Here is a 19,118-nt window from a genome sequence, read left to right on the forward strand (position 1 = left end):
AGTCTCTGTAAGGTCCGCCCCTTTTCATGAGCGCCTCCCCCGCCCGGTCCCGGTTAGAGAGCCCGCACCACGCCCCTCCCCTTGCCCACGGCATGGGCGTGGACGCGGTGCTGCCCGACTGGCCCCCCCTGACGGTGGCGGAGGTGGCGGGCCTGCTGCGCCATTACCCCGACGCGGGCGCGGTGCGCGGCATCCTGAGCCACAGCCCCCGCCCGTTCTCCGCCGCCTCGGTGGTGGCGACGGTGGGGGGAAGCCGCGCGGCGGTGTTCGTGAAGCGCCACCACGCGCGGGTGCGCAGCGCCGCCCAGTTGGAAGACGAACACGCCTTCATGGACCACCTGCGCCGCAACGGCGCGGCCTTGGGGGTGGGGATCTGCGAGGTGTTGGTCACCGGCACGGGCGCCCGCGCCCTGACCCTGGGCGAGTGGACCTACGAGGTGCACGGCCTGGCGCCGGGCCTGGATGTGTATCGGGAGGCGCCATCCTGGACCCCGTTCCAGGAGGTCACCCACGCCCAGGCGGCGGGCAGGGTCATGGCCCGCCTGCACCAGGCGGCGGCGGGGTTCAACCGGCCGCATCGTGCCGGCCAGCCGCTGGTGTCAGGCTTCACCCTGTTCGCCGGCGACGATCCGCTGGCAGCCATGGCGGATTATGTCGCCGCCCGGCCCGCCCTGGCCGACTATCTGTCCATCCGGCCCTGGCGAGACGACACGCGGCGCCTGCTGCTGCCCTTCCATGACCGGCTGAGGCCCCATCTGGGCCACCTGGCGCCCTTGTGGACGCACAATGACCTGCACGCCTCCAACCTCACCTGGACGGGGGCCGGCCCCACGGCGACGGTGGCGGCGGTGCTGGATTTCGGGCTGGCCGACCGCACCACCGCGCTCTACGACCTGGCCACGGCCATCGAGCGCAACACGGTGGAATGGCTGGCCCTGACGGAATCGCGGGCCCCCAAGGTACATCACGACCAGGTGGCGGCCCTGCTGGCCGGCTATCATGCCGTCAGCCCCTTGGACGCCGGACGGCGCCAGGCGCTGGCCGCCCTGCTGCCCCTGGTGCATGCGGAATTCGCCCTGGCGGAAACCGATTATTTCCACGGGGTCACGCGGTCGGCCGGGAATGCCGGCCTGGCCTACGAGGGCTATTTCCTGAGCCATGCCGAATGGTTCCATGGCGCCGACGGCCAGGCCCTGCTGGCCTTCATCCGCGACCTGCCCCTGTAACAACGAAACCCGTAACAACGCCCCCCTGTAACAACGAACGGCGCCGCCCCCATGTCCCCGCTGGAAATCGTCGCCGTCGTCGTCAGCGCCCTGGCCGTCTGGACCACCACCCGCCGGTCCCTGTGGTGCTGGCCGCTGGGTCTGGCGTCCGTCGCGCTCTACGGCGTGGTCTTCCTGGAGGCCAATCTCTATTCCGACATGGTGCTGCAGGCGGTGTTCGGCGCCTTCCTGGTCTATGGCTGGGTCTGCTGGCGCCGGGGCGTGCGCGATGAGGGACAGGTGGTGGTGCGGCCGCTGTCCACCCGGAACGCCATCCTGGCCCTGGCCGCCGGCGCCGTCGCCAGCGCCGCCTGGGGCCTGGCCATGGCTCGTTGGACCGATGCCTCCCTGCCTTATCTGGACGCCACCCTGGCCGGCTTCAGCCTGGTGGCCCAGTATTGGACCGCCCGCAAGCATATCGAGAATTGGTGGCTGTGGATCGCGGTCGACGTGGCCTATGTCGCCCTGTACCTGGTCAAGGACCTGTACCTGACCGCCGGCCTCTACGCCGCTTTCATCGTACTGGCCATCCTGGGCCTGCGCAGCTGGCGGGCCGGCACCGAAGCACCGGCCGTGCAGCCGCTTTAAGCTGTTCCCTTAATTGCCGGGTGGACGCGGTCGCGTCCTAATTTTTTCCTTAGACCGAACCGGCGACTTGATGCACGCCCACCACGTTGCGGAATAGGGCCGCCACCCGGTCGCTGTAGGCCGATGCCGTATCGGGCAGCTGGATGTCCACCTCCAGCATGTCCTCACCCGGGGCGTCGGCGCGGCGGCGGGCGTAGACGTGCAGAGGAACGATGTCCAGCCGGGCCAGCGTGCCCATCAAGCGGGACAGCAGGCCGGGGCTGGCGTCGGCCGCCACCGAAAGCATGACGGGGCTGGAGTTCAGGGGCGCGGCGGCCGCGGCCGCGCTCATACCCGGGTCTCCGGCAGGCCGGCCACCGGCACGGCGGCCACGGCCACGGCCCGGCGCACGGCAGCCTCAGCCGCGGCCCCCTCGTGCCCGACGACGACGGCGTGGGCCGTGGCCCAGGGCCGGCCGGCCCGCCGGTCGGCCTCGCCCCGATGGCGGGCGACCGACAGGGCGTAGTCGATGGCGGCGTCCAGGCCGTCGGTGTTCTCCACCGGGTCCAGGCGGCTCCAGTCCAGGGTCACGTCCAACGGACCGGCGCGGTTGACGGCCAGGGCGACGAAGCCTTCGCCGCTGCGCACCAGCGTCAGGGTGGGATGCAGGACGGCGTAATCGGCGGGGGAACAATCCAAGGGGGGCATGGCGGCGGCTCTTCAACAAATCGTGTTCCGATGAGAGCAACAATAGCGACCATGGCGCGCATAGTCTTTGCGAAGACGGTGTAATTTTGCCATTCTCGGCATGTGTCATGTTTGAAACTACCATTTAGGAAATGAGTCATGCGACATAAGTTGGATGGGCTGGATTGGAAAATCCTCGACGTGCTGCAACAGGACGGCGCCGCGTCGGCCGCGGACGTGGGCGACAAGGTGGGGCTGTCGCAGTCCCCCTGCTGGCGCCGCATCCAGCGGCTGGAGGAAACGGGCCTGATCCGGCAGCGGGTGGCCCTGCTGGACCGGCGGGAACTGGGCCTGAACTTCCTGGTCTTCGCCCATGTGAAGCTGGAGGCGCACGCCGGCGATAGTCTGGACGCCTTCCGCCGCGCCATCGCCGACATCCCGGAGGTGCTGGAATGTTTCGTGCTGATGGGCCAGGTGGATTTCCTGCTGCGCATCGTCGCCAAGGATGTCGAGGCCTATGAGGCCCTGTTCTTCAAGAGGCTGTCGCAGCTGCCGGGCGTGCGGGAAATCAATTCGATGATGGCAGTGTCGACCGTCAAGGAAACGACCGCGTTGCCGTTGGGTCAGCTACGCGCGGATTTAGGGTAGTTTAGAGGCCCAACGTTTCCCACCTAAGCGGGAACGTTCTTGCTACCGGCCGGCCGCCAACCATGCCCCTGCACCGCCGCACCGTCCTGTCCCTGCTGCTGGCCTTCAGCGCCGGCGGGGTGCGCGTCGCCCCGGCCCAGGAAGGGACGCAGGCGCCATCGGCCCGCATCCGCATGTTGGTGCCGGAACTGCCGGTTCTGGGGGAGCGCGATCCGCAAGGACACCCCACCGGGCTGGTGGTGGACCAGGCCCGGGCCATCCTGGACCGCGCCGGCATTCCCGCCACCATTGAGCTGGTGCCGGCTGTGCGCCTCTATGCCGAGCTGGCGCGGGCGGAGTTGACGCCGGCAGGGGCGCCGGCGGATGCGAGCAGCACCAAAACTTACGGCATGATCGCCCTGCCCATCCGCGCGCCCTATCAAGCCATCGTCCCCTTGGCCCTGACCATGTCCGCGCGCCTGATTGCGGTCGCCCGCCGGGGCGTGCCGCTGGCCACCTTGGAGGATCTGCGCCAGGTGGGGCCGGTCGCGGTCAGCGCCTCGGGCACCCAGGCACTGACCCCCGTCATCCAGCGGTACGGCCTCGCGGTGCAGACGGTGCCCTCCGTCGTGAACGGCTTGCGCATGCTGGCCCGTGGACGGGTGAACGCCATACTGGGCATCGCCGCCGCCATCGACGTGGTGGCGCGGGAGGATGGCCTGGCCGACCAGTTGGGGGACCGGCTGGAGATCACCACCATGGACGCCTGGCTGGCCTGCGCCCCCACCGCGCGGACCGCGCGCGAAACCGCCGCCCTGCGCGAGGCGGCCGAGGCGCTGTACCGCGAAGGCCGGCTGGACGCCATCGCCCACCAGCATTTCCGCAAGGCGGACAGCGGCAGCTGAACCATCGGTCAGCCGGCATGCCCGGACGCCTCACCCTTGCAGCCGGGCAAGGCGACGGCGGACTTCCTGCTGCGCATTGACGCCAAGGGAGAGTGCGGGAAGAGAGCCCGTCACACCGCCTGGACGCGCGGGAAATCAATTTGATGATGGCGGCGTCGACGTGACTGCGTTGCCGTTGGGTCCAATACCTGTCGAATTGGGGTAGTCCAAAGGGCGCCTATCGCCCACCTAACCGATGACGTCACCATTCCCAGGCGGGCCTGCCCCATGATTTTAGCCCCATGATTCTAGCCCCATGATTCTAGATCGTCGCGCCTTGCTGTTCGCGCTGCTGGCTATGACCGCCAGCGCCAAGGGGCGCGCCCAAGCGCGGGCACCGACGGGGCCGATCCGCCTGCTGGTGCCGGAATTGCCGGTATTGGGGACATGGAACGCCCAAGGGCTGCCCACAGGGGTCATGGTGGAACAGGCGCAGTCCATCTTGGACCGGGCTGGCGTGCGCGGCACCATCGAACTGTTGCCAGGCGTGCGCCTTTATACCGAGCTGCTACGGGACCAGGGCAGCGATGGCCCCAAGACCTACGGCATGATCGCGCTTCCCCTTGAGGCACGTCACCAGGCCATCGTGCCCTTGGCCCTGACCATGCGCGCAACGGTGGTGGCGCTTGCCCGCCGAGGCGTGCCGTTGGCGACGCCGGACGATTTGCGCCGGTTGGGGGTGGTAGCGGTCAGTGCGGCCGGCATCCAGGTGCTGACCCCCCTTATCCAGCACTACGGGCTATCGGTGCAGGCGGTGCCGTCCATGGTGAATGGCCTGCGCATGGTGGCCCGGGGGCGGGTGGACGCCATGCTGGGCATCGCCTCGGTCATCGACGTGGTGGCGCGGGAGGATGGATTGGCCGACCAGTTGGGGGACCGGCTGGAGATCACCACCATGGAGGCCTGGCTGGCGGGTGGCCCCACCACCCAAGACGCGCCGGAAACCGCCGCCCTGCGCGAGGCGGCCGAGGCGCTGTACCGCGAAGGCCGGCTGGACGCCATCGCCAGGCCGTATTTCCACAAGGCCGACAACGGCAGCTGATCACGGCTCAGGTGAGCCCACCTGAGCCGATCACACCCTGACGAATATATTTCCCAAAGCTTCCAATGCGGATCGTGACGCTTGGTGCTCTCGGACCCAACCCGGCAGTCGACACAGACACCGCTGGGAGAACGGGGCCGGGAAGTTGCCCTCCCGGCCCCGGTACCCGTTGATGCCCCCTGGCGGGATTTACGCCTCGGGGATTTACGCCTCGCTGGCCGGCCGGTCGCCCATCAGGGCCGCCTGCGCCGCCGCCAGGCGGGCGATGGGCACGCGGTAGGGGGAGCAGGAAACGTAGCTGAGCCCCACCTTCTCACAGAAATAGACCGACGCCGGGTCGCCACCGTGCTCGCCGCAGATGCCCAGCTTGATGTCCGGGCGGGTCTTGCGGCCGCGTTCGGCGGCGATGGACACCAGCTCGCCCACGCCTTCCGTGTCCAGGGTCACGAAAGGATCGTGTTCGAAGATGCCGGCCCGTTGATAGTCGGGCAGGAAGCTGGCGGCGTCGTCGCGGCTGATGCCAAAGGTGGTCTGCGTCAGGTCGTTGGTGCCGAAGCTGAAGAACTCCGCCGACTGGGCGATCTCCGCCGCCCGCAAGGCCGCGCGCGGCAGCTCGATCATGGTGCCGACCAGATAGTCGATCTGCACGCCGGAGGACTGCTTCACCTCGCCCGCCACCCGGTCGATGACGGCCTTCAGGATGTCCAGTTCCTTCTTGGTGCCGACCAGGGGGATCATGATCTCAGGCGTCACGGTCTGACCGGCCTTGCCCACCTCGACCGCCGCCTCGAAGATGGCGCGGGCCTGCATCTCATAGATTTCGGGGTAGGAGATGCCCAGGCGGCAGCCGCGATGGCCCAGCATGGGGTTGGCCTCGTGCAGCTGCAGGGCGCGGTGGCGCACCCGCTGGATGTCCGTGCCGGCGGCCTTGGCCACCTCGTCCATCTCCTCCTCGCTGTTGGGCAGGAACTCGTGCAGCGGCGGATCGAGCAGGCGGATGGTGACCGGCAGGCCGGCCATGATACGGAACAGCTCCACGAAATCCTGGCGCTGCATGGGGGCGATCTTGGCCAGGGCCGCACGGCGGCCGGCCTCCGTCTCCGCCACGATCATCTCGCGCACGGCGATGATGCGCTCGGTATCGAAGAACATGTGCTCGGTGCGGCAGAGGCCGATGCCCTCCGCTCCGAACTTCACCGCCGTGCGGGCGTCCAGCGGGGTTTCCGCGTTGGTGCGCACCTTCATGCGGCGGAAACGGTCGGCCCAGCCCATCAGGGTGGCGAAGTCGCCGGACAGTTCCGGCTGGATGGTGGGCACGTGGCCCAGCATGACCTCGCCGGTCGAGCCGTCGATGGTGATGATGTCGCCGGCGGCGATCTTCTCGCCGCGCACGGTCATGACGCCGGTCTTGTAGTCGATGCGCAGTTCACCGGCACCCGACACACAGGACCGGCCCATGCCGCGCGCTACCACGGCGGCGTGGCTGGTCATGCCGCCGCGGGTGGTCAGGATGCCGGCGGCGGCGTGCATGCCGTGGATGTCCTCCGGGCTGGTTTCCACGCGGCAGAGGATGACGGCGTCGCCCATCTGGGACAGGCGCTCCGCCTCGTCCGCCGAGAACACCACCTTGCCGCAGGCCGCCCCCGGGCTGGCGGGCAGGCCCTTGGCGATGATCTTGCGCTCGGCCTTGGGGTCCAGGGTGGGGTGCAGCAGCTGGTCCAGGGACTTGGGCTCGATGCGGCGCACGGCCTCGGCCTCGTCGATCAGCCCTTCCCGCGCCATGTCCACGGCGATCTTCAGCGCGGCGGCGGTGGTGCGCTTCCCATTGCGGGTCTGCAGCATGTACAGCTTCTTCTGCTGCACCGTGAACTCGATGTCCTGCATGTCGCGGTAGTGCCGCTCCAGCTTCAGGCGCACGGCGTCCAGCTGCTGGAACACCTCCGGCATGCTCTCTTCCATGGCCGGCAGGTCGGACCCGTTGGCCTGGCGGCCGGCGATGGTCAGGTGCTGCGGCGTGCGGATGCCGGCCACCACGTCCTCGCCCTGGGCGTTGATGAGATATTCGCCGTAGAAGGCGTTCTCACCCGTGGACGGGTTGCGGGTGAAGGCCACGCCGGTGGCGCAGTCGTTGCCCATGTTGCCGAACACCATGGCTTGGACGTTCACCGCCGTGCCCCAGCTGGCCGGAATCTCGTGCAGCTTGCGATAGGTGATGGCGCGCTGGTTCATCCAGCTGCCGAACACGGCGCCGATGGCGCCCCACAGCTGTTCCTGCACATCCTGCGGGAAGGGGCGGCCCAGGGCCTCCTGCACCACGTCCTTATAGCCCTCGATCACCGCCTGCCAGTCGCTGGCCTCCAGGTCGGTATCGTAGCTGAGGCCCCGGTCGCGCTTGTGGCTGTCCAGGATCTCCTCGAAATGGTGATGGTCCACGTCCAGGACGACGTTGCCGTACATCTGGATGAAGCGGCGGTAACTGTCATAGGCGAAACGCTCGTCCCCCGACCGCTTGGCCAGGCCGCGGACGGTGATGTCGTTCAGGCCCAGGTTCAGCACCGTGTCCATCATGCCGGGCATGGAGGCGCGGGCGCCGGAGCGGACGGAGACCAGCAGCGGGTTGTCCGCGTCGCCGAAGGTGGCGCCGATGATGCCCTCCACCGCCTTCAAGCCGGCGGCCACCTGGTCCTTCAGCTCGGCCGGGTACTGGCGGCCGTTGTCATAGAACCAGGTGCAGACCTCGGTGGTGATGGTGAAGCCGGGCGGCACGGGCAATCCCAGATTGCTCATCTCCGCCAGGTTGGCACCCTTGCCACCCAGAAGGTTCTTCATCTCGGCCCGGCCCTCGGCCTTGCCGTCGCCGAAGCTGTACACCCACTTGGACACGCTGCTCATGGTTCCTCACCCGATGCGTTCGGCGGGGCCGCGGCCGGTTGTCTGTTGGGCCGCCGCTCGCCAGTTTCCCCGAAGTTTTCACTGCGATTTATGTTTTTTCGGGGTCCGGCCAAGACCGGCCCCGTTTTGGTCACGCGTACTGATATCAAAGCCTTGCAAACTATCCCGGCCAGCGGAAGGGCCAAGATTGTGACCGCCCGATGCGGTGGGCGCGGGCGGCCCATACGAAAACGGGGGCCGGTTTCCCGGCCCCCGCGAACTCATCCCTCGATGACCGAGAAATCCGCCACATGGTTCAGCGTGCGACGGATGCCGGCCAGCAGACGCAGCCGGTTGGCCCGCAGGGCCGGATCGTCCGCGTTCACCGTCACCTTGTCGAAGAAGGCGTCCACCGGGCCGCGCAGGGTGGCCAGCGCCGCCATGGTGCCCACATAGTTCTCGGCGGCCAGGGCCGGCTCCGACGCCGTGCGCGCGGCATCCAGCGCCGCCGCCAGCGCCTTTTCCTCATCCACCTGCAACAGCGCCGCGTCCGGCACGCCATCATGGGCGTGGCCGTCCTTCTTCTCCTCGATGCGCAGGATGTTGGCGGCACGGCGGAAGGCGGCCAGCAGGTTGGCGCCATCGTCGGTGTTGACGAAGCCGGCCAACGCCTCCACGCGGGCCAGCAGGCGGACCAAGTCACCCTCCGCCCGGCCGGCGAGCGCCGCGGCGATCAGATCGTGGCGCACGCCCTTTTCGCGCAGGGCCACCACCAGGCGGTCGGCGAAGAAGGCCAGCAACTCGCCATCCAAGGCGGCGTGGTCCAGGCCCAGTTGGCCCCGCGCCACCAGGAACAGGTCGCTAAGGTCCACACGCAGGCCGTTCTCCACCACCAGGCGGATGACGCCCAGGGCGGCGCGGCGCAAAGCGTAGGGATCACGCGATCCCGTGGGCTTCTCATCGATGCCGAAGAAGGCCACCAGGGTGTCGATCTTGTCGGCCAGGGCGACCGCCACAGAAACCGGGGCCGTGGGGCAGCTGTCGCTGGGGCCCAGGGGCTTGTAATGGTCGGCGATGGCCTCCGCCACGGCGGCGCTTTCGCCCTGCTCATAGGCGATGTAGCGGCCGACGACGCCCTGCACCTCGGGGAACTCCCCCACCAGACCAGTCACCAGATCGGCCTTGGCCAACCGGGCGGCACGGCGGGTGGCATCCACGTCGGCGTGGATGGCCCGGGCGATGACCGCCGCCAGGCCTTCCACCCGCTGCACCTTGGCCGCCGTCGTGCCCAGCTTGGCATGGAAGGTGATGTCGGCCAGCTTCTTGGCCTGGTCTTCCAGCGGCACCTTGCGGTCCATGTCCCAGAAGAACTTGGCGTCCGACAGGCGGGCGCGCAGCACGCGCTCGTTACCCGCCACCACGGCCTTGCCGCCGTCCTCGGTGGTGCGGTTGGCCATCAGGATGAAGCGCGGCGCCAGCTTGCCGTCATTGGTCTCCAGGGCGAAATAGCGCTGGTGCGTGCGCATGGAGGTGGTCAGCACCTCCGCCGGCACGTCCATGAAGGCCTGGTCGATGGTGCCGATCAGGCCCACGGGCCATTCCACCAGACCCGCCACCTCTTCCAGCAGGCCGGGATCGTCGCGCAAGCTCAGGCCCTCGGCGGCAGCCAGGGCGTTGGCCTGTTCCAGGATGCGGGCCTTGCGCGCCTCACGGTCCAGCACGACGAAGGCGCCGGCCAGCTTCTGCTGGTAATCAGCGAAGTCGGCGATGGTCAGCGCGTCGGGCGCCAGGAAGCGATGGCCGCGCGTGGTGTTGCCATAGGGCAAGGTCACGGCGGTGGGCTCGCCGCCCAGGCAGACGTTGCCTTCCGACACCTCGGGCGCCGGTTCGGCCGTCTTCAGGGTGAGGTAGCCCGGCACCACGGTGCCGTCGAACAGCGCCAGGATGGACTGCAGCGGCCGCACCCAGCGGAAGGTGTTGTTGCCCCAGCGCATGGACTTGGGCCAGGGCAGTTCGCGGATGGCGGCGTCGATGATGCCCGGCAGGGCGTCGATGGTGGCCCCGCCCGGCTTTTCCACCACGGCGAACCAGAACACGCCCTTGCCCGTGTCGCGCTGTTCGCACTGGTCCAGGCTGGTGAGGCCGGCGCCGCGCAGGAAGCCCTGCACGGCCGCGTCGGGGGAACCGACGCGCGGGCCCTTGCGCTCATCCCGCACGTCGGCCTGGCGGACGGCCAAGCCGGTCACGGCCAGGGTCAGGCGGCGCGGGGTGGAATGGGCGATGGCGTCGGTGAAGGCCAGGCCGGCATCAACCAGCTTGGTGGTCACCAGGCGCTTGAAATCCTCGGCCGCGCGCACCTGCATGCGGGCGGGGATTTCCTCGGAAAACAGCTCGATCAGCAGCTCGGCCATGGCTCAGGCCCCCTTACCGGAAACGGGCCCAGGCAGGGTCCAGTCCACTTTCTTATCGCCGGCCACCCAGGCTTCGCAGCAGGCCTTGGCCAGGTCGCGGACGCGCAGGATATAGCTCTGCCGCTCCACCACCGAAATCACGCCGCGCGCGTCCAGCAGGTTGAAGTTGTGCGAGGCCTTGATGCACTGCTCATAGGCCGGCCAGGCCAGGCCGCGCTTCAGCAGCTCGGCGCACTCATGCTCCGCGTCCTCGAAATGGCGCAGCAGCATGGCGGTGTCGGCAGCCTCGAAGTTATAGGCGCTCTGCTCCCGCTCATTGCGGTGATAGACGTCGCCGTACTTCACGCCCTGGCCGTTGAAATCCAGGTCGTACACGTTCTCGACGTTCTGGATGTACATGGCCAGGCGTTCCAGGCCGTAGGTCAGCTCGGCCGCCACGACCTCGCACTCGATGCCGCCCACCTGCTGGAAGTAGGTGAACTGCGTCACCTCCATGCCGTCGCACCATACTTCCCAGCCCAGGCCCCAGGCGCCCAGCGTGGGGCTTTCCCAGTCGTCCTCGACGAAGCGGATGTCGTGCTGGGCCGGGTCGATGCCCACGCGGCGCAGGCTTTCCAGGTAAATCTCCTGCACGTTGGCCGGCGAGGGCTTCAGGATCACCTGGTACTGGTGATGCTGGTGCAGGCGGTTGGGGTTCTCGCCATAGCGGCCATCCTTGGGCCGGCGCGACGGCTGCACGAAGGCGGCCTTCCACGGCGTGGCGCCCAGGGCGCGCAAGGTGGTGGAGGGGTGGAAGGTACCGGCCCCCATCTCCATGTCATAGGGCTGGAGGATCAGGGCCCCCTGCTCCGACCAGAACTGGTGGAGCGTCAGGATAAGTCCCTGGAAACTGAGCTTCGCCGCGCCTGAGGCCGCCATCGCCTGACCGTCTTCACACTGGAAGGGCGGAAAAGGAACCTTTCGGGCCCGAAAACCCGTCCTCCCCAGCCCCTTGTTGCGTTGCGGCGCACCTTACAAGGCGGGTGAACCCCAAATCAAGGCGGCGACCGACGCGTTTGCCGCATGCGCGCCCCCTTTTGACGCGGGTGTGGCAGGCATGTTTCGCGGGGCACCGGCGACCTTTTGCAAGGGTCCAGATTCGTTTTGCAAAGGAAGGGGCCCGGTTGATCCCGCTCAACGCGGCGGAACCCTGGGCCGACGTATCGTTTTTCCAAGAGGAGCCTGCTGGCGCCCCGTCACCCCCAGGTCCCCGCCCCCCTTTCTTCCCAGGGAGTCTGCCTTTCATGGACGACCAGACCGAGACGCTTGTCTTCCTGACCTATCCGGAATCCTTCGGCGCCCGGGGGCGGGTGGAGCGCATCGACACCCACATCTCCCACGTCTTCCTGGCGGGCGACCGGGCCTACAAGCTGAAGCGCGCCGTGCGCTATTCCTATCTGGATTATTCCACGGTGGAGCGGCGGCGGCACTTCTGCCTGGCGGAACTGGCGGTCAACCGGCGCTTCGCCCCCAACCTGTATCTGGGCCTGCGCCCGGTGCTGCGCACCCCGGACGGCCTGATCCTGGGGCCGGAATGGGCGGCGGGGGAGGATGAGCCGCCGCTGCCCGGGGGCCAGGTGGTGGATTGGCTGCTGGTCATGCGCCGTTTCGACCAGGACGCCCTGCTGGACCGCATGGCGACCCAGGGGCGCCTGACGCCATCCCTGATGCTGGACCTGGCCGACCGCGTGGCCCGCCTGCACCGGGCCCAGCCCGCGCGAACGGACGGCGGCGGCGCCCAGGGCCTGGGGGAGGCCATCGCCATCACCCGCGCCAACCTGAAGCCGGGCGATGCCTTCACCGCCGGCGAAATCCGCGCCTGGAACGCCAAGGCGCAGGCCGCCCTGGCGGCGCAGGGTTTCCTGCTGGACGCGCGACGCGACGCCGGGCGGGTGCGCGACTGCCACGGCGACCTGCACCTGGGCAACGTCTGCCTGGTGGACGGCGCGCCGACGCCGTTCGACGCCATCGAGTTCGACCCCAGCCTGGCACGCACCGACGTGCTGTATGACTTGGCCTTCCTGCTGATGGACCTGTGCTTCCGCGAGCGGACGGACCTGGCCAGCCTGGTGATGAACCGTTATCTGGACCTGACGGGCGAGGATGTGGCCAGCCCGGAGGGGCGGCCGCTGGGCGGCCTGCCCGCCCTGCCCCTGTTCCTGTCGGTGCGCGCCGCCGTGCGGGCGCAGGTCACGGCCGCCGCCGCCCGGCGGCAGACCACGCCGACCCAGAAGACGGCGGGCGCGGTGGAGGCCGACCGCTATCTGCAACTGGCGCTGGAGTTCCTGCGCCGCGACCGGCCGCGCCTGGTGGCGGTGGGCGGCTTCAGTGGCACGGGCAAGTCCACCCTGGCCCGCGACCTGGCGCCCCTGCTGGGTGTCGCGCCCGGCGCGCGGGTGCTGCGGACCGACGTGATCCGCAAGCAGCTGTTCGGCCTGGCCCCGGACCAGCCCCTGCCGGATGAGGCCTACACCCCCGCCGTGGGCGCGACCGTCTATGACCGCCTGCGCACCCAGGCCGCCGCCTGCCTGGCCGCCGGACGCAGCGTGATCCTGGACGCGGTGTTCGCCCGGCCGGAGGAGCGGGAGCTGGCGGCCAAGGTGGCGGCGGAGGCGCGCGTGCGCTTCACCGGCCTGTGGCTGCAGGCGCCGGAGAACATCCTGGCGGAGCGGCTGCGCCGCCGGGAACAGGACCCCGTCCGGGATGCGTCCGACGCCGACCTACCCGTCTTATTAAGCCAGATGCGCCGGGGCGCCGGCGACGTGCGCTGGGCTATCCTGGATGCCGGCATGCCCCCCGCGGCGGTGCTGCGCCAGGCGGAAGAGCTGGCGTTGCGCCCGGCGGCGGAGGGCAAGACCGGCCGGCCGCCCATTGGTCGCGCACTCACTGGCCGTGCCGCCCGGTCCGTCGATCCCATTTTCGGCTCTGGTCCATTCCCTGGAATGAGGTAGCTCCGGTGGATCCCTATGCCCTGCTGGGCGTCGCCCGCGACGCCGACGAAAAGGCCATCCGCACCGCTTACCGCGCGCTGGCCAAGAAACACCATCCGGACCTGAACCCCGGCAAGCCGGAGGCGGAGGCCAAGTTCAAGGAGATCGCCGCCGCCTACGCCCTGCTGTCCGACCCGGAGAAGCGCGCCCGGTTCGACCGCGGGGAGATCGACGACACTGGCGCCGAGACCGCGCCGCGCGGCCCCGCCGGCGGCAACAGGGGCGGAAATAGGGGCGGCGGCTTCTACCGCCAGCATGCCGGTGATCCCTTCGCCAGCGGCCACGGGCGCTATCAGGCCGGCCCCGAGGACCTGGGCGGCTTCGACCATGAGGATCTGGAAAGTCTGCTGCGCCGCGCGTTTGGACAAGGTATGGGCGGGCAAGGCATGGGTGGTCAACCCGGCGGCGGCTTTCCGCTGAAGGGGGCGGACGCGCACTATTCCCTGACGGTGGATTTCCTGACCGCCGCCAAGGGCGCCACCCGCCGCCTGACCCTGCCCGACGGCCAGGTGCTGGACGTGGCCATCCCCGCCGGGCTGAAGGACGGTCAGTCCCTGCGCCTGGCGGGCAAGGGCGGGCCGGGCCTGAACGGCGGGCCCGCCGGCGACGCCTTCGTGGAGGTCACGGTGTCGCCCCACCCGCTGTACCGCCGCGACGGCGACGACATCGTCATCGAGCTGCCCGTCACCCTGAAGGAGGCGCTGCTGGGCGCCAAGGTCAAGGTGCCCACCATCCACGGCAGCGTCATGCTGGCCATCCCGCCGCGCTCCAGCAGCGGCACCCGCCTGCGCCTGAAGGGCCGGGGCATCCGCCAGGGCCATCAGGTGGTGGAGCTGAAAGTGGTTCTACCCCCCGGGGAGGAGCCGGAGCTGGCGGCCTTCCTGGAGGGCTGGACGCCCCGGCACGACGCCGACCCCCGCGCGGGTCTGGCCGACCTGGACCGTGAGGGAGCTTGAAGCCATGAGCACGACGCTGTTGACGCTGGAGTCCGTGAACGCGCGGTATCCCGATATCGCGGTACAGGAAATCCACTGGTGGGTGGCCCAGGGCTGGGTGCGGCCCGATGGCGACCGCGCGCCGGAACATGCCGGCGACTGGCGCTTCCACCCCGTGGACGTGGCCCGCGTCGGCCTGATCCGCGACCTGCGCCACGACATGGGGGTGGCGGAGGACACGCTGCCCCTGGTCCTGTCCCTGATAGACCAGGTCTACAGCCTGCGCGCCGCCCTGCGCGGCGTGGCCGGCGTGCTGGACCGCCTGCCGCCGGAGGTGCGCCAGGTGGTGCTGTCGGCGACGGCGGAACCGGAGACCGACGAGAACCGCCCCAAGCCTTGACCCACCTCAAGGCCCCGGCGCGCGCAGGGGTGTCTTCTGTCGGCGACTGGACGGCCCCTCTGGACAACCGCCCCCGACCATCCCGACAGAACCACGACAGGAAGGACCACCCCGATGTCTTTGCCCCGGACCATGAAGGCCGCCGTCGTCCACACCCTGGGCCAGCCCCTGGAACTGCGCGAGGTGGCGGTGCCCGAGGTCGGCCCCGGCCAGATCCTGGTGCGGATCCAGGCCAGCGGCGTCTGCCACACCGACCTGCACGCCGCCGACGGCGACTGGCCGGTGAAGCCGCAGCCGCCCTTCATCCCCGGCCATGAGGGGGTGGGCTACGTCGCCGCTGTGGGCGCCGGCGTGACCAACGTGAAGGAAGGCGACCGGGTGGGCGTGCCCTGGCTGTACACCGCCTGCGGCCACTGCGAACATTGCCTGACGGGCTGGGAAACGCTGTGCACCGCCCAGCAGAACACCGGCTATTCCGTCAACGGCGGCTATGCCGACTATGTCCTGGCCGATCCCAATTTCGTCGGCGTGCTGCCCGACAGCGTGGGCTTCGAGGAGATCGCCCCCATCCTGTGCGCCGGCGTCACCGTCTATAAGGGCCTGAAGGAGACGGAGGCGCGGCCCGGCCAGTGGGTCGCCATCTCCGGCATCGGCGGGCTGGGCCATGTGGCCGTGCAGTACGCCAAGGCCATGGGCCTGCACGTCGCCGCCATCGACGTGGCCGACGACAAGCTGGAACTGGCGCGGAAGCTGGGCGCCGACCTGACGGTGAACGCGCGCAAGGAAGACCCGGCCAAGCGCCTGCACAGCGACATCGGCGGCGCCCACGGCGTGCTGGTCACCGCCGTCTCCCGCCCCGCCTTCACCCAGGCCGTGGGCATGAGCCGCCGCCACGGCACCGTGGCCCTGATCGGCCTGCCGCCGGGTGAATTCGGCCTGCCCATCTTCGACGTCGTGCTGAACCGCATCACCGTGCGCGGCAGCATCGTCGGCACCCGCGCCGACCTGGCCGAGGCCCTGGCCTTCGCCGGCGAGGGCAAGGTGAAGGCGGAGGTGGAGGTGCAGCCCCTGGACGCCATCAACACCATCTTCAACCGCCTGCGCGCCGGCACGGTCAACGGCCGCGTGGTGGTGACGCTGTAAGCAAAGTACCCGGCGGCGCTGGCGACATCGCTCAGCGCCGCTGCGGGCACTCGGGCTTGCCGCAGGGGGTGGAGCCGCGCGCGACGTAGGCGCCGCAGATGGCGCAGGCGTGCAAATCCTCGGCGGCGGGTTCCGGCGCCCGGGGGGTGGCGGCACCAGGCGCACGCGCGGCGGGCGCCCCGCCGGCCATCTTGCGCCGCTGGGCCAGGGCGCCCCACTGATACGCCTTCCACACCAGGACGACCAAACCAACCAGGATCACCAGCTTCGCCAGCATCAATGGCTCCGCAGGACGGTGACGGGCTGGGGGAACGGGGCGTGGGTCATGGAGGGGGCGTCTTGGGATGATCAATCAGGCGCCGGAGATTAAGCCGCCACCGGCCGGGCGTCAAAGCGACATGTCGTTGCCGTCACAGCACGCCCAGCCGCGCCAGGCGGGACAAGGCGTCGGGGGGCATGACCACCTCGCCCGCCCAATGGGCGGCCAAGGCGCCCATTTCCTCCACCGAGGCCATGACGCCGCCGCCGGTGACGGCGGAGGCCAGGCGTTCCGGCAGGCGGACCTCATGGTCCGGCGCGGCGCCGCCGGGCAGGCTGTCGGCCAAAAGGGCCTGGTTCAGGCGGCGCACGCCCGGCAGGGCCGCCTGGATTTGCCCGTCGGCCAGGCAGGGGGACAGCACGTCACCCGCCACCAGGATGGCGACCGCCCGCAGCAGGCAGCCGGCGCTGTCGGGACCCCAATCCGGCACCGTGCGCGCCAGATGCTCCACCAGGTCGGCCAGGGTGGCGGGCCCGCCGGCCAGCACCGCCAGCACCGGGTGGAACAGCCGCGACACCTCGGGATCGGGGCTGCCCAGCGGCAGGGTGAAATCGGGCAGGGCGGCGCCGGGTTCGCCCAGGGCCACCAAGCGCAGGGCGCCCAGCCGGGCCACACGCTGGCGGGCGTCCAGCGCCAGGGGCCCGCGCACGAAGATGTCGCGGCGCAGCGGCTGGTTGGTGACGTAGTCCTTCACCGTTTCGGCCAGGGCGCGGGTGGGGGCGGACGCCGCCATGTCCTGCTGCGCCCGGGTCATCATCAGGTCGGGGAAGTTCTCCACCCAGGCGGCGCTGCCGGCGTAGCTGAGCTTGGCCGCCGCCAGGTCGTCGGCCACCTGGGCGTGGTAGGCCGGCCGCCAGCCGCTGTGCATGTATTCATGCACCAGATAGGGCGCCGTGGCGCCGCGCAGGCGGTCGGTGCGGGCACTGGCCGCCGCGTTGCCGGTGAAATAGCCGGCCCCCTGGTTCAACAGGTGCAGCAGCAGGTCGCGCGCCTGGTCGCCGGCGGCGGCCTTGGGACCGGGCAGCGCCTGGCCGTAGGCGTTGAGCAGGAACTGCACCGGCATGGCCGCCGCCCAGCCAGGCAGGCAGTTATAGCTGAGATAGGCGGCACCGCCCGGCCTCAGCCGGCGGGCGATGAGGCGGGCGATGTGCCGCCGGCTCTCATCCCCCACCCAGGTATAGACGCCGTGCAGGGCCACATAATCCAGGGGCGGCAGCAGGCCCGTGGTGTCCTCCGCCAGTTCGGCGAAGTCGGCCTCGACCAGGCGGATGTTGGCCAGGCCGGCGGCCTGGGCCAGGCGCTGGGCGCCATGGATGTGGGTGGGGTTGAAATCGACGGCGATGACCGTCATGTCCGGGCGGGCCGCCGCCAGCGCCAGGGCCGACAACCCATGGCCGCAGCCCAGTTCCAGCCAGACGGGGCCGTGCTCCGTGGGCTGCGGCGGCGCGACACCCGCCAGCGCCAGCGCCGTGTCCAGCCACAGGGGTGACAGCTCCCGGTACCAGCCCCGGGTATAGTCGATGTCGGAGGCGTAGCCCCGGGTCCAGTCGGCGGTCATGCTCGTGTCTTCGCGGGCGGAAACATCACTGATAGTGCGCGGCTCATGCGGCGACAAGCCCGTCCTCGGGTGTCAGGCCGCGGGGCGTCGCGTCAGGCCGCGCCACAGCCCGCTGGCGAAGGCGGCCAGCTTGGGACCCCGCCCCCGTTCCAGCACCGCGATCTTGAGGGCCGTGCTGGCCAGGATGCGCAAGGTCCATACCCTGAGCGCCGGCACGGCGCGCCCATGCAGACGCCAGGTCCATAGCGCGTTGCGCGCCTGGAACCAACGGCGCCGGGCGCCGTGGTGGGTCACGGCCAGGGACCGCCCGGCCACCGGCACCTGGGTGACGGCGCCCAGCCGATGGTCCACCAGGGCATCCCGGACGGCCACCAGGCGGAAGCCGGCGCGGCGCAGGCGCAGCGCGTATTCCACATCCACCCAATCGATGAAAAAGTCGTCGCGCAAGGGGCCGCAGGTGCGGATCGCGGCGGCGCTGACCAGGCTGCCCGAGGCCGGGGCCAGCAGCAGGTCGGGCAGCAGCGGCCCTTCCAGCTTCGGCACCACCGTCCAGCGCTGGCCATCGGCGCTGACCACCCAGGGCGACTCTGGGGCGCTGGCCTCTTGCCCTGCCCCGGAGCCCACGACGCCCGGTTCCACATTGCGGGCCGCCAGAAGGCCGGTATCCGGCGGAGCGGCGGTCAGGGCCGCGGCGAAGGCGGCGCGCAGTCCGGGCCGCGCCACGCTGTCCTGGTCCAGAAGCAGCAGCCAGTCCGCCCCTGCGGCCAGGGCCTGGGCCAGCAGGCGGTTCTGCGCCGCCGCCAGGCCGATGTTGGCGTCGTCGGTGGCCAGGCTGGCCCCCGACGACGCCACGGCCCGGTCGACCCGCGCGTCGGCGGCGGCGTCCCGCCCCCGTTCCTGCTGGAACAGATGCACGCTGTCCGCCACGCCGGCGGCGGCGGCCACGCAGGCGCCCAGGCCATCGTCGGGCCGGTAGGCGACGATGAGGGCGGCGATGCGGCCGGGGAACGGGGTTCCCGGGGGCGACTGGGCGGAAGAAGGCGGTGGGGCGTCCATGACCGCCTTGGATACCAGTCGGCCCCGGCCTTGGCGACACCCGTCGCGCAGCGGCGTCCCGCTTTGCCGCTTGACCCGGGCCCGCCCTGTCCCCCATGAATTGCCTCATAACGACACGGGGCGGGCCCGGGGAAAATCCGGGGACCGGCCAGTTGGGGGAGCGCCGATCGGTGTGCAGGGAAACCTGGCACAGGGGTTGGCGCTTTGTTGTTTGTGGGCTTGGCGGCGCAAGGGGCGTCGCCAGACCCGAAAGCCGTTATCCAA

At 70.1% G+C, this 19,118-nt stretch carries 17 protein-coding genes; 9 read left to right on the plus strand and 8 right to left on the minus strand.

Features of this window, described 5'->3' with window-relative positions; all coding sequences use genetic code 11:
• Positions 1-26 precede the first annotated feature (26 nt).
• Entirely contained in the window at positions 27-1,226 is a 1,200-nt protein-coding gene (locus UCD39_RS04110) for a phosphotransferase enzyme family protein (RefSeq protein WP_330494815.1), read from the plus strand.
• Between the two features lie 51 nt (positions 1,227-1,277).
• The gene (pnuC, locus tag UCD39_RS04115) at positions 1,278-1,853 is read left to right on the plus strand and encodes a nicotinamide riboside transporter PnuC (protein ID WP_330494816.1); all 576 of its coding nucleotides are present in this window, start codon (positions 1,278-1,280) and stop codon (positions 1,851-1,853) included.
• A gap of 49 nt (positions 1,854-1,902) precedes the next feature.
• Here pnuC and UCD39_RS04120 read toward each other — a convergent pair whose 3' ends face one another.
• Both UCD39_RS04120 and UCD39_RS04125 read right to left on the minus strand, forming a co-directional pair.
• Positions 1,903-2,184 carry a hypothetical protein gene (locus tag UCD39_RS04120; protein ID WP_330494817.1) on the minus strand — a complete coding sequence of 94 codons (282 nt, stop codon included), beginning with the start codon at positions 2,182-2,184 and terminating at the stop codon, positions 1,903-1,905.
• Positions 2,181-2,540: a hypothetical protein gene (locus UCD39_RS04125; RefSeq protein ID WP_330494818.1), complete on the minus strand. Its 360-nt coding sequence runs from the start codon at positions 2,538-2,540 to the stop codon at positions 2,181-2,183. Before UCD39_RS04125 ends, UCD39_RS04120 begins: the two co-directional genes overlap by 4 nt.
• Before the next feature lie 138 nt (positions 2,541-2,678).
• On the opposite strand from UCD39_RS04125, the gene UCD39_RS04130 reads away from it, so the two are divergent.
• From UCD39_RS04130 to UCD39_RS04140, 3 genes are all read left to right on the plus strand, one after another.
• Positions 2,679-3,167 (plus strand): Lrp/AsnC family transcriptional regulator, encoded by a 489-nt coding sequence (locus UCD39_RS04130; protein ID WP_330494819.1) that lies wholly within the window; start codon positions 2,679-2,681, stop codon positions 3,165-3,167.
• Positions 3,168-3,229: 62 nt separating this feature from the next.
• Entirely contained in the window at positions 3,230-4,051 is an 822-nt protein-coding gene (locus UCD39_RS04135; protein ID WP_330494820.1) for a transporter substrate-binding domain-containing protein, read from the plus strand.
• A gap of 295 nt (positions 4,052-4,346) precedes the next feature.
• Positions 4,347-5,132 carry a transporter substrate-binding domain-containing protein gene (locus UCD39_RS04140; protein ID WP_330494821.1) on the plus strand — a complete coding sequence of 262 codons (786 nt, stop codon included), beginning with the start codon at positions 4,347-4,349 and terminating at the stop codon, positions 5,130-5,132.
• A 204-nt stretch (positions 5,133-5,336) separates the two neighbouring features.
• On the opposite strand, the gene ppdK is transcribed toward UCD39_RS04140, so the two are convergent.
• The 3 genes from ppdK to UCD39_RS04155 all read right to left on the minus strand — a co-directional run bounded on the left by ppdK (position 5,337) and on the right by UCD39_RS04155 (position 11,332).
• Positions 5,337-8,024: a pyruvate, phosphate dikinase gene (gene ppdK, locus UCD39_RS04145; RefSeq protein ID WP_330494822.1), complete on the minus strand. Its 2,688-nt coding sequence runs from the start codon at positions 8,022-8,024 to the stop codon at positions 5,337-5,339.
• 260 nt (positions 8,025-8,284) lie between these two features.
• On the minus strand, positions 8,285-10,414 hold the full coding sequence (gene glyS, locus UCD39_RS04150; protein ID WP_330494823.1) for a glycine--tRNA ligase subunit beta: 2,130 nt from the start codon (positions 10,412-10,414) through the stop codon (positions 8,285-8,287).
• Positions 10,415-10,417: 3 nt separating this feature from the next.
• Positions 10,418-11,332 (minus strand): glycine--tRNA ligase subunit alpha, encoded by a 915-nt coding sequence (locus UCD39_RS04155; RefSeq protein WP_330494824.1) that lies wholly within the window; start codon positions 11,330-11,332, stop codon positions 10,418-10,420.
• Positions 11,333-11,697: 365 nt separating this feature from the next.
• Between UCD39_RS04155 and UCD39_RS04160 the strand changes: the two genes are divergently transcribed.
• The 4 genes from UCD39_RS04160 to adhP all read left to right on the plus strand — a co-directional run bounded on the left by UCD39_RS04160 (position 11,698) and on the right by adhP (position 15,921).
• Positions 11,698-13,404, plus strand: a complete 1,707-nt coding sequence (locus tag UCD39_RS04160) for a bifunctional aminoglycoside phosphotransferase/ATP-binding protein (protein WP_330494825.1) — start codon at positions 11,698-11,700, stop codon at positions 13,402-13,404.
• A 5-nt stretch (positions 13,405-13,409) separates the two neighbouring features.
• Complete coding sequence (locus tag UCD39_RS04165; RefSeq protein ID WP_330494826.1) at positions 13,410-14,399, plus strand: DnaJ C-terminal domain-containing protein; 990 nt, start codon at positions 13,410-13,412, stop codon at positions 14,397-14,399.
• Positions 14,400-14,403: 4 nt separating this feature from the next.
• The gene (locus UCD39_RS04170) at positions 14,404-14,778 is read left to right on the plus strand and encodes a chaperone modulator CbpM (RefSeq protein ID WP_330494827.1); all 375 of its coding nucleotides are present in this window, start codon (positions 14,404-14,406) and stop codon (positions 14,776-14,778) included.
• A 114-nt stretch (positions 14,779-14,892) separates the two neighbouring features.
• Positions 14,893-15,921: an alcohol dehydrogenase AdhP gene (gene adhP / locus UCD39_RS04175; protein ID WP_442943559.1), complete on the plus strand. Its 1,029-nt coding sequence runs from the start codon at positions 14,893-14,895 to the stop codon at positions 15,919-15,921.
• A 31-nt stretch (positions 15,922-15,952) separates the two neighbouring features.
• Here the strand turns inward: adhP and UCD39_RS04180 are convergent, their stop codons facing one another.
• The 3 genes from UCD39_RS04180 to UCD39_RS04190 all read right to left on the minus strand — a co-directional run bounded on the left by UCD39_RS04180 (position 15,953) and on the right by UCD39_RS04190 (position 18,854).
• On the minus strand, positions 15,953-16,198 hold the full coding sequence (locus UCD39_RS04180) for a hypothetical protein (RefSeq protein WP_330494828.1): 246 nt from the start codon (positions 16,196-16,198) through the stop codon (positions 15,953-15,955).
• A 133-nt stretch (positions 16,199-16,331) separates the two neighbouring features.
• Positions 16,332-17,798, minus strand: coding sequence for a methyltransferase regulatory domain-containing protein (locus tag UCD39_RS04185; RefSeq protein WP_330494829.1), 1,467 nt, complete (start codon positions 17,796-17,798; stop codon positions 16,332-16,334).
• Positions 17,799-17,870: 72 nt separating this feature from the next.
• Positions 17,871-18,854, minus strand: coding sequence for a glycosyltransferase family protein (locus UCD39_RS04190; RefSeq protein ID WP_330494830.1), 984 nt, complete (start codon positions 18,852-18,854; stop codon positions 17,871-17,873).
• Between the last annotated feature and the right edge of the window lie 264 nt (positions 18,855-19,118).

Origin of the sequence: Nitrospirillum karajorum (assembly GCF_036348415.1) — a bacterium.
GTDB lineage: Bacteria > Pseudomonadota > Alphaproteobacteria > Azospirillales > Azospirillaceae > Nitrospirillum > Nitrospirillum amazonense_B.

Bases quoted from the DNA above. Each gene is read 5' to 3' on its own strand.
- adhP (WP_442943559.1), top strand. From the start codon at position 14,893: ATGTCTTTGCCCCGGACCATGAAGGCCGCCGTCGTCCACACCCTGGGC.
- UCD39_RS04155 (WP_330494824.1), bottom strand. From the start codon at position 11,332: ATGGCGGCCTCAGGCGCGGCGAAGCTCAGTTTCCAGGGACTTATCCTG.
- UCD39_RS04190 (WP_330494830.1), bottom strand. From the start codon at position 18,854: ATGGACGCCCCACCGCCTTCTTCCGCCCAGTCGCCCCCGGGAACCCCG.
- UCD39_RS04120 (WP_330494817.1), bottom strand. From the start codon at position 2,184: ATGAGCGCGGCCGCGGCCGCCGCGCCCCTGAACTCCAGCCCCGTCATG.
- ppdK (WP_330494822.1), bottom strand. From the start codon at position 8,024: ATGAGCAGCGTGTCCAAGTGGGTGTACAGCTTCGGCGACGGCAAGGCC.
- UCD39_RS04130 (WP_330494819.1), top strand. From the start codon at position 2,679: ATGCGACATAAGTTGGATGGGCTGGATTGGAAAATCCTCGACGTGCTG.
- UCD39_RS04185 (WP_330494829.1), bottom strand. From the start codon at position 17,798: ATGACCGCCGACTGGACCCGGGGCTACGCCTCCGACATCGACTATACC.
- UCD39_RS04125 (WP_330494818.1), bottom strand. From the start codon at position 2,540: ATGCCCCCCTTGGATTGTTCCCCCGCCGATTACGCCGTCCTGCATCCC.
- UCD39_RS04110 (WP_330494815.1), top strand. From the start codon at position 27: ATGAGCGCCTCCCCCGCCCGGTCCCGGTTAGAGAGCCCGCACCACGCC.
- pnuC (WP_330494816.1), top strand. From the start codon at position 1,278: ATGTCCCCGCTGGAAATCGTCGCCGTCGTCGTCAGCGCCCTGGCCGTC.
- glyS (WP_330494823.1), bottom strand. From the start codon at position 10,414: ATGGCCGAGCTGCTGATCGAGCTGTTTTCCGAGGAAATCCCCGCCCGC.
- UCD39_RS04170 (WP_330494827.1), top strand. From the start codon at position 14,404: ATGAGCACGACGCTGTTGACGCTGGAGTCCGTGAACGCGCGGTATCCC.
- UCD39_RS04140 (WP_330494821.1), top strand. From the start codon at position 4,347: ATGATTCTAGATCGTCGCGCCTTGCTGTTCGCGCTGCTGGCTATGACC.
- UCD39_RS04180 (WP_330494828.1), bottom strand. From the start codon at position 16,198: ATGCTGGCGAAGCTGGTGATCCTGGTTGGTTTGGTCGTCCTGGTGTGG.
- UCD39_RS04135 (WP_330494820.1), top strand. From the start codon at position 3,230: ATGCCCCTGCACCGCCGCACCGTCCTGTCCCTGCTGCTGGCCTTCAGC.
- UCD39_RS04160 (WP_330494825.1), top strand. From the start codon at position 11,698: ATGGACGACCAGACCGAGACGCTTGTCTTCCTGACCTATCCGGAATCC.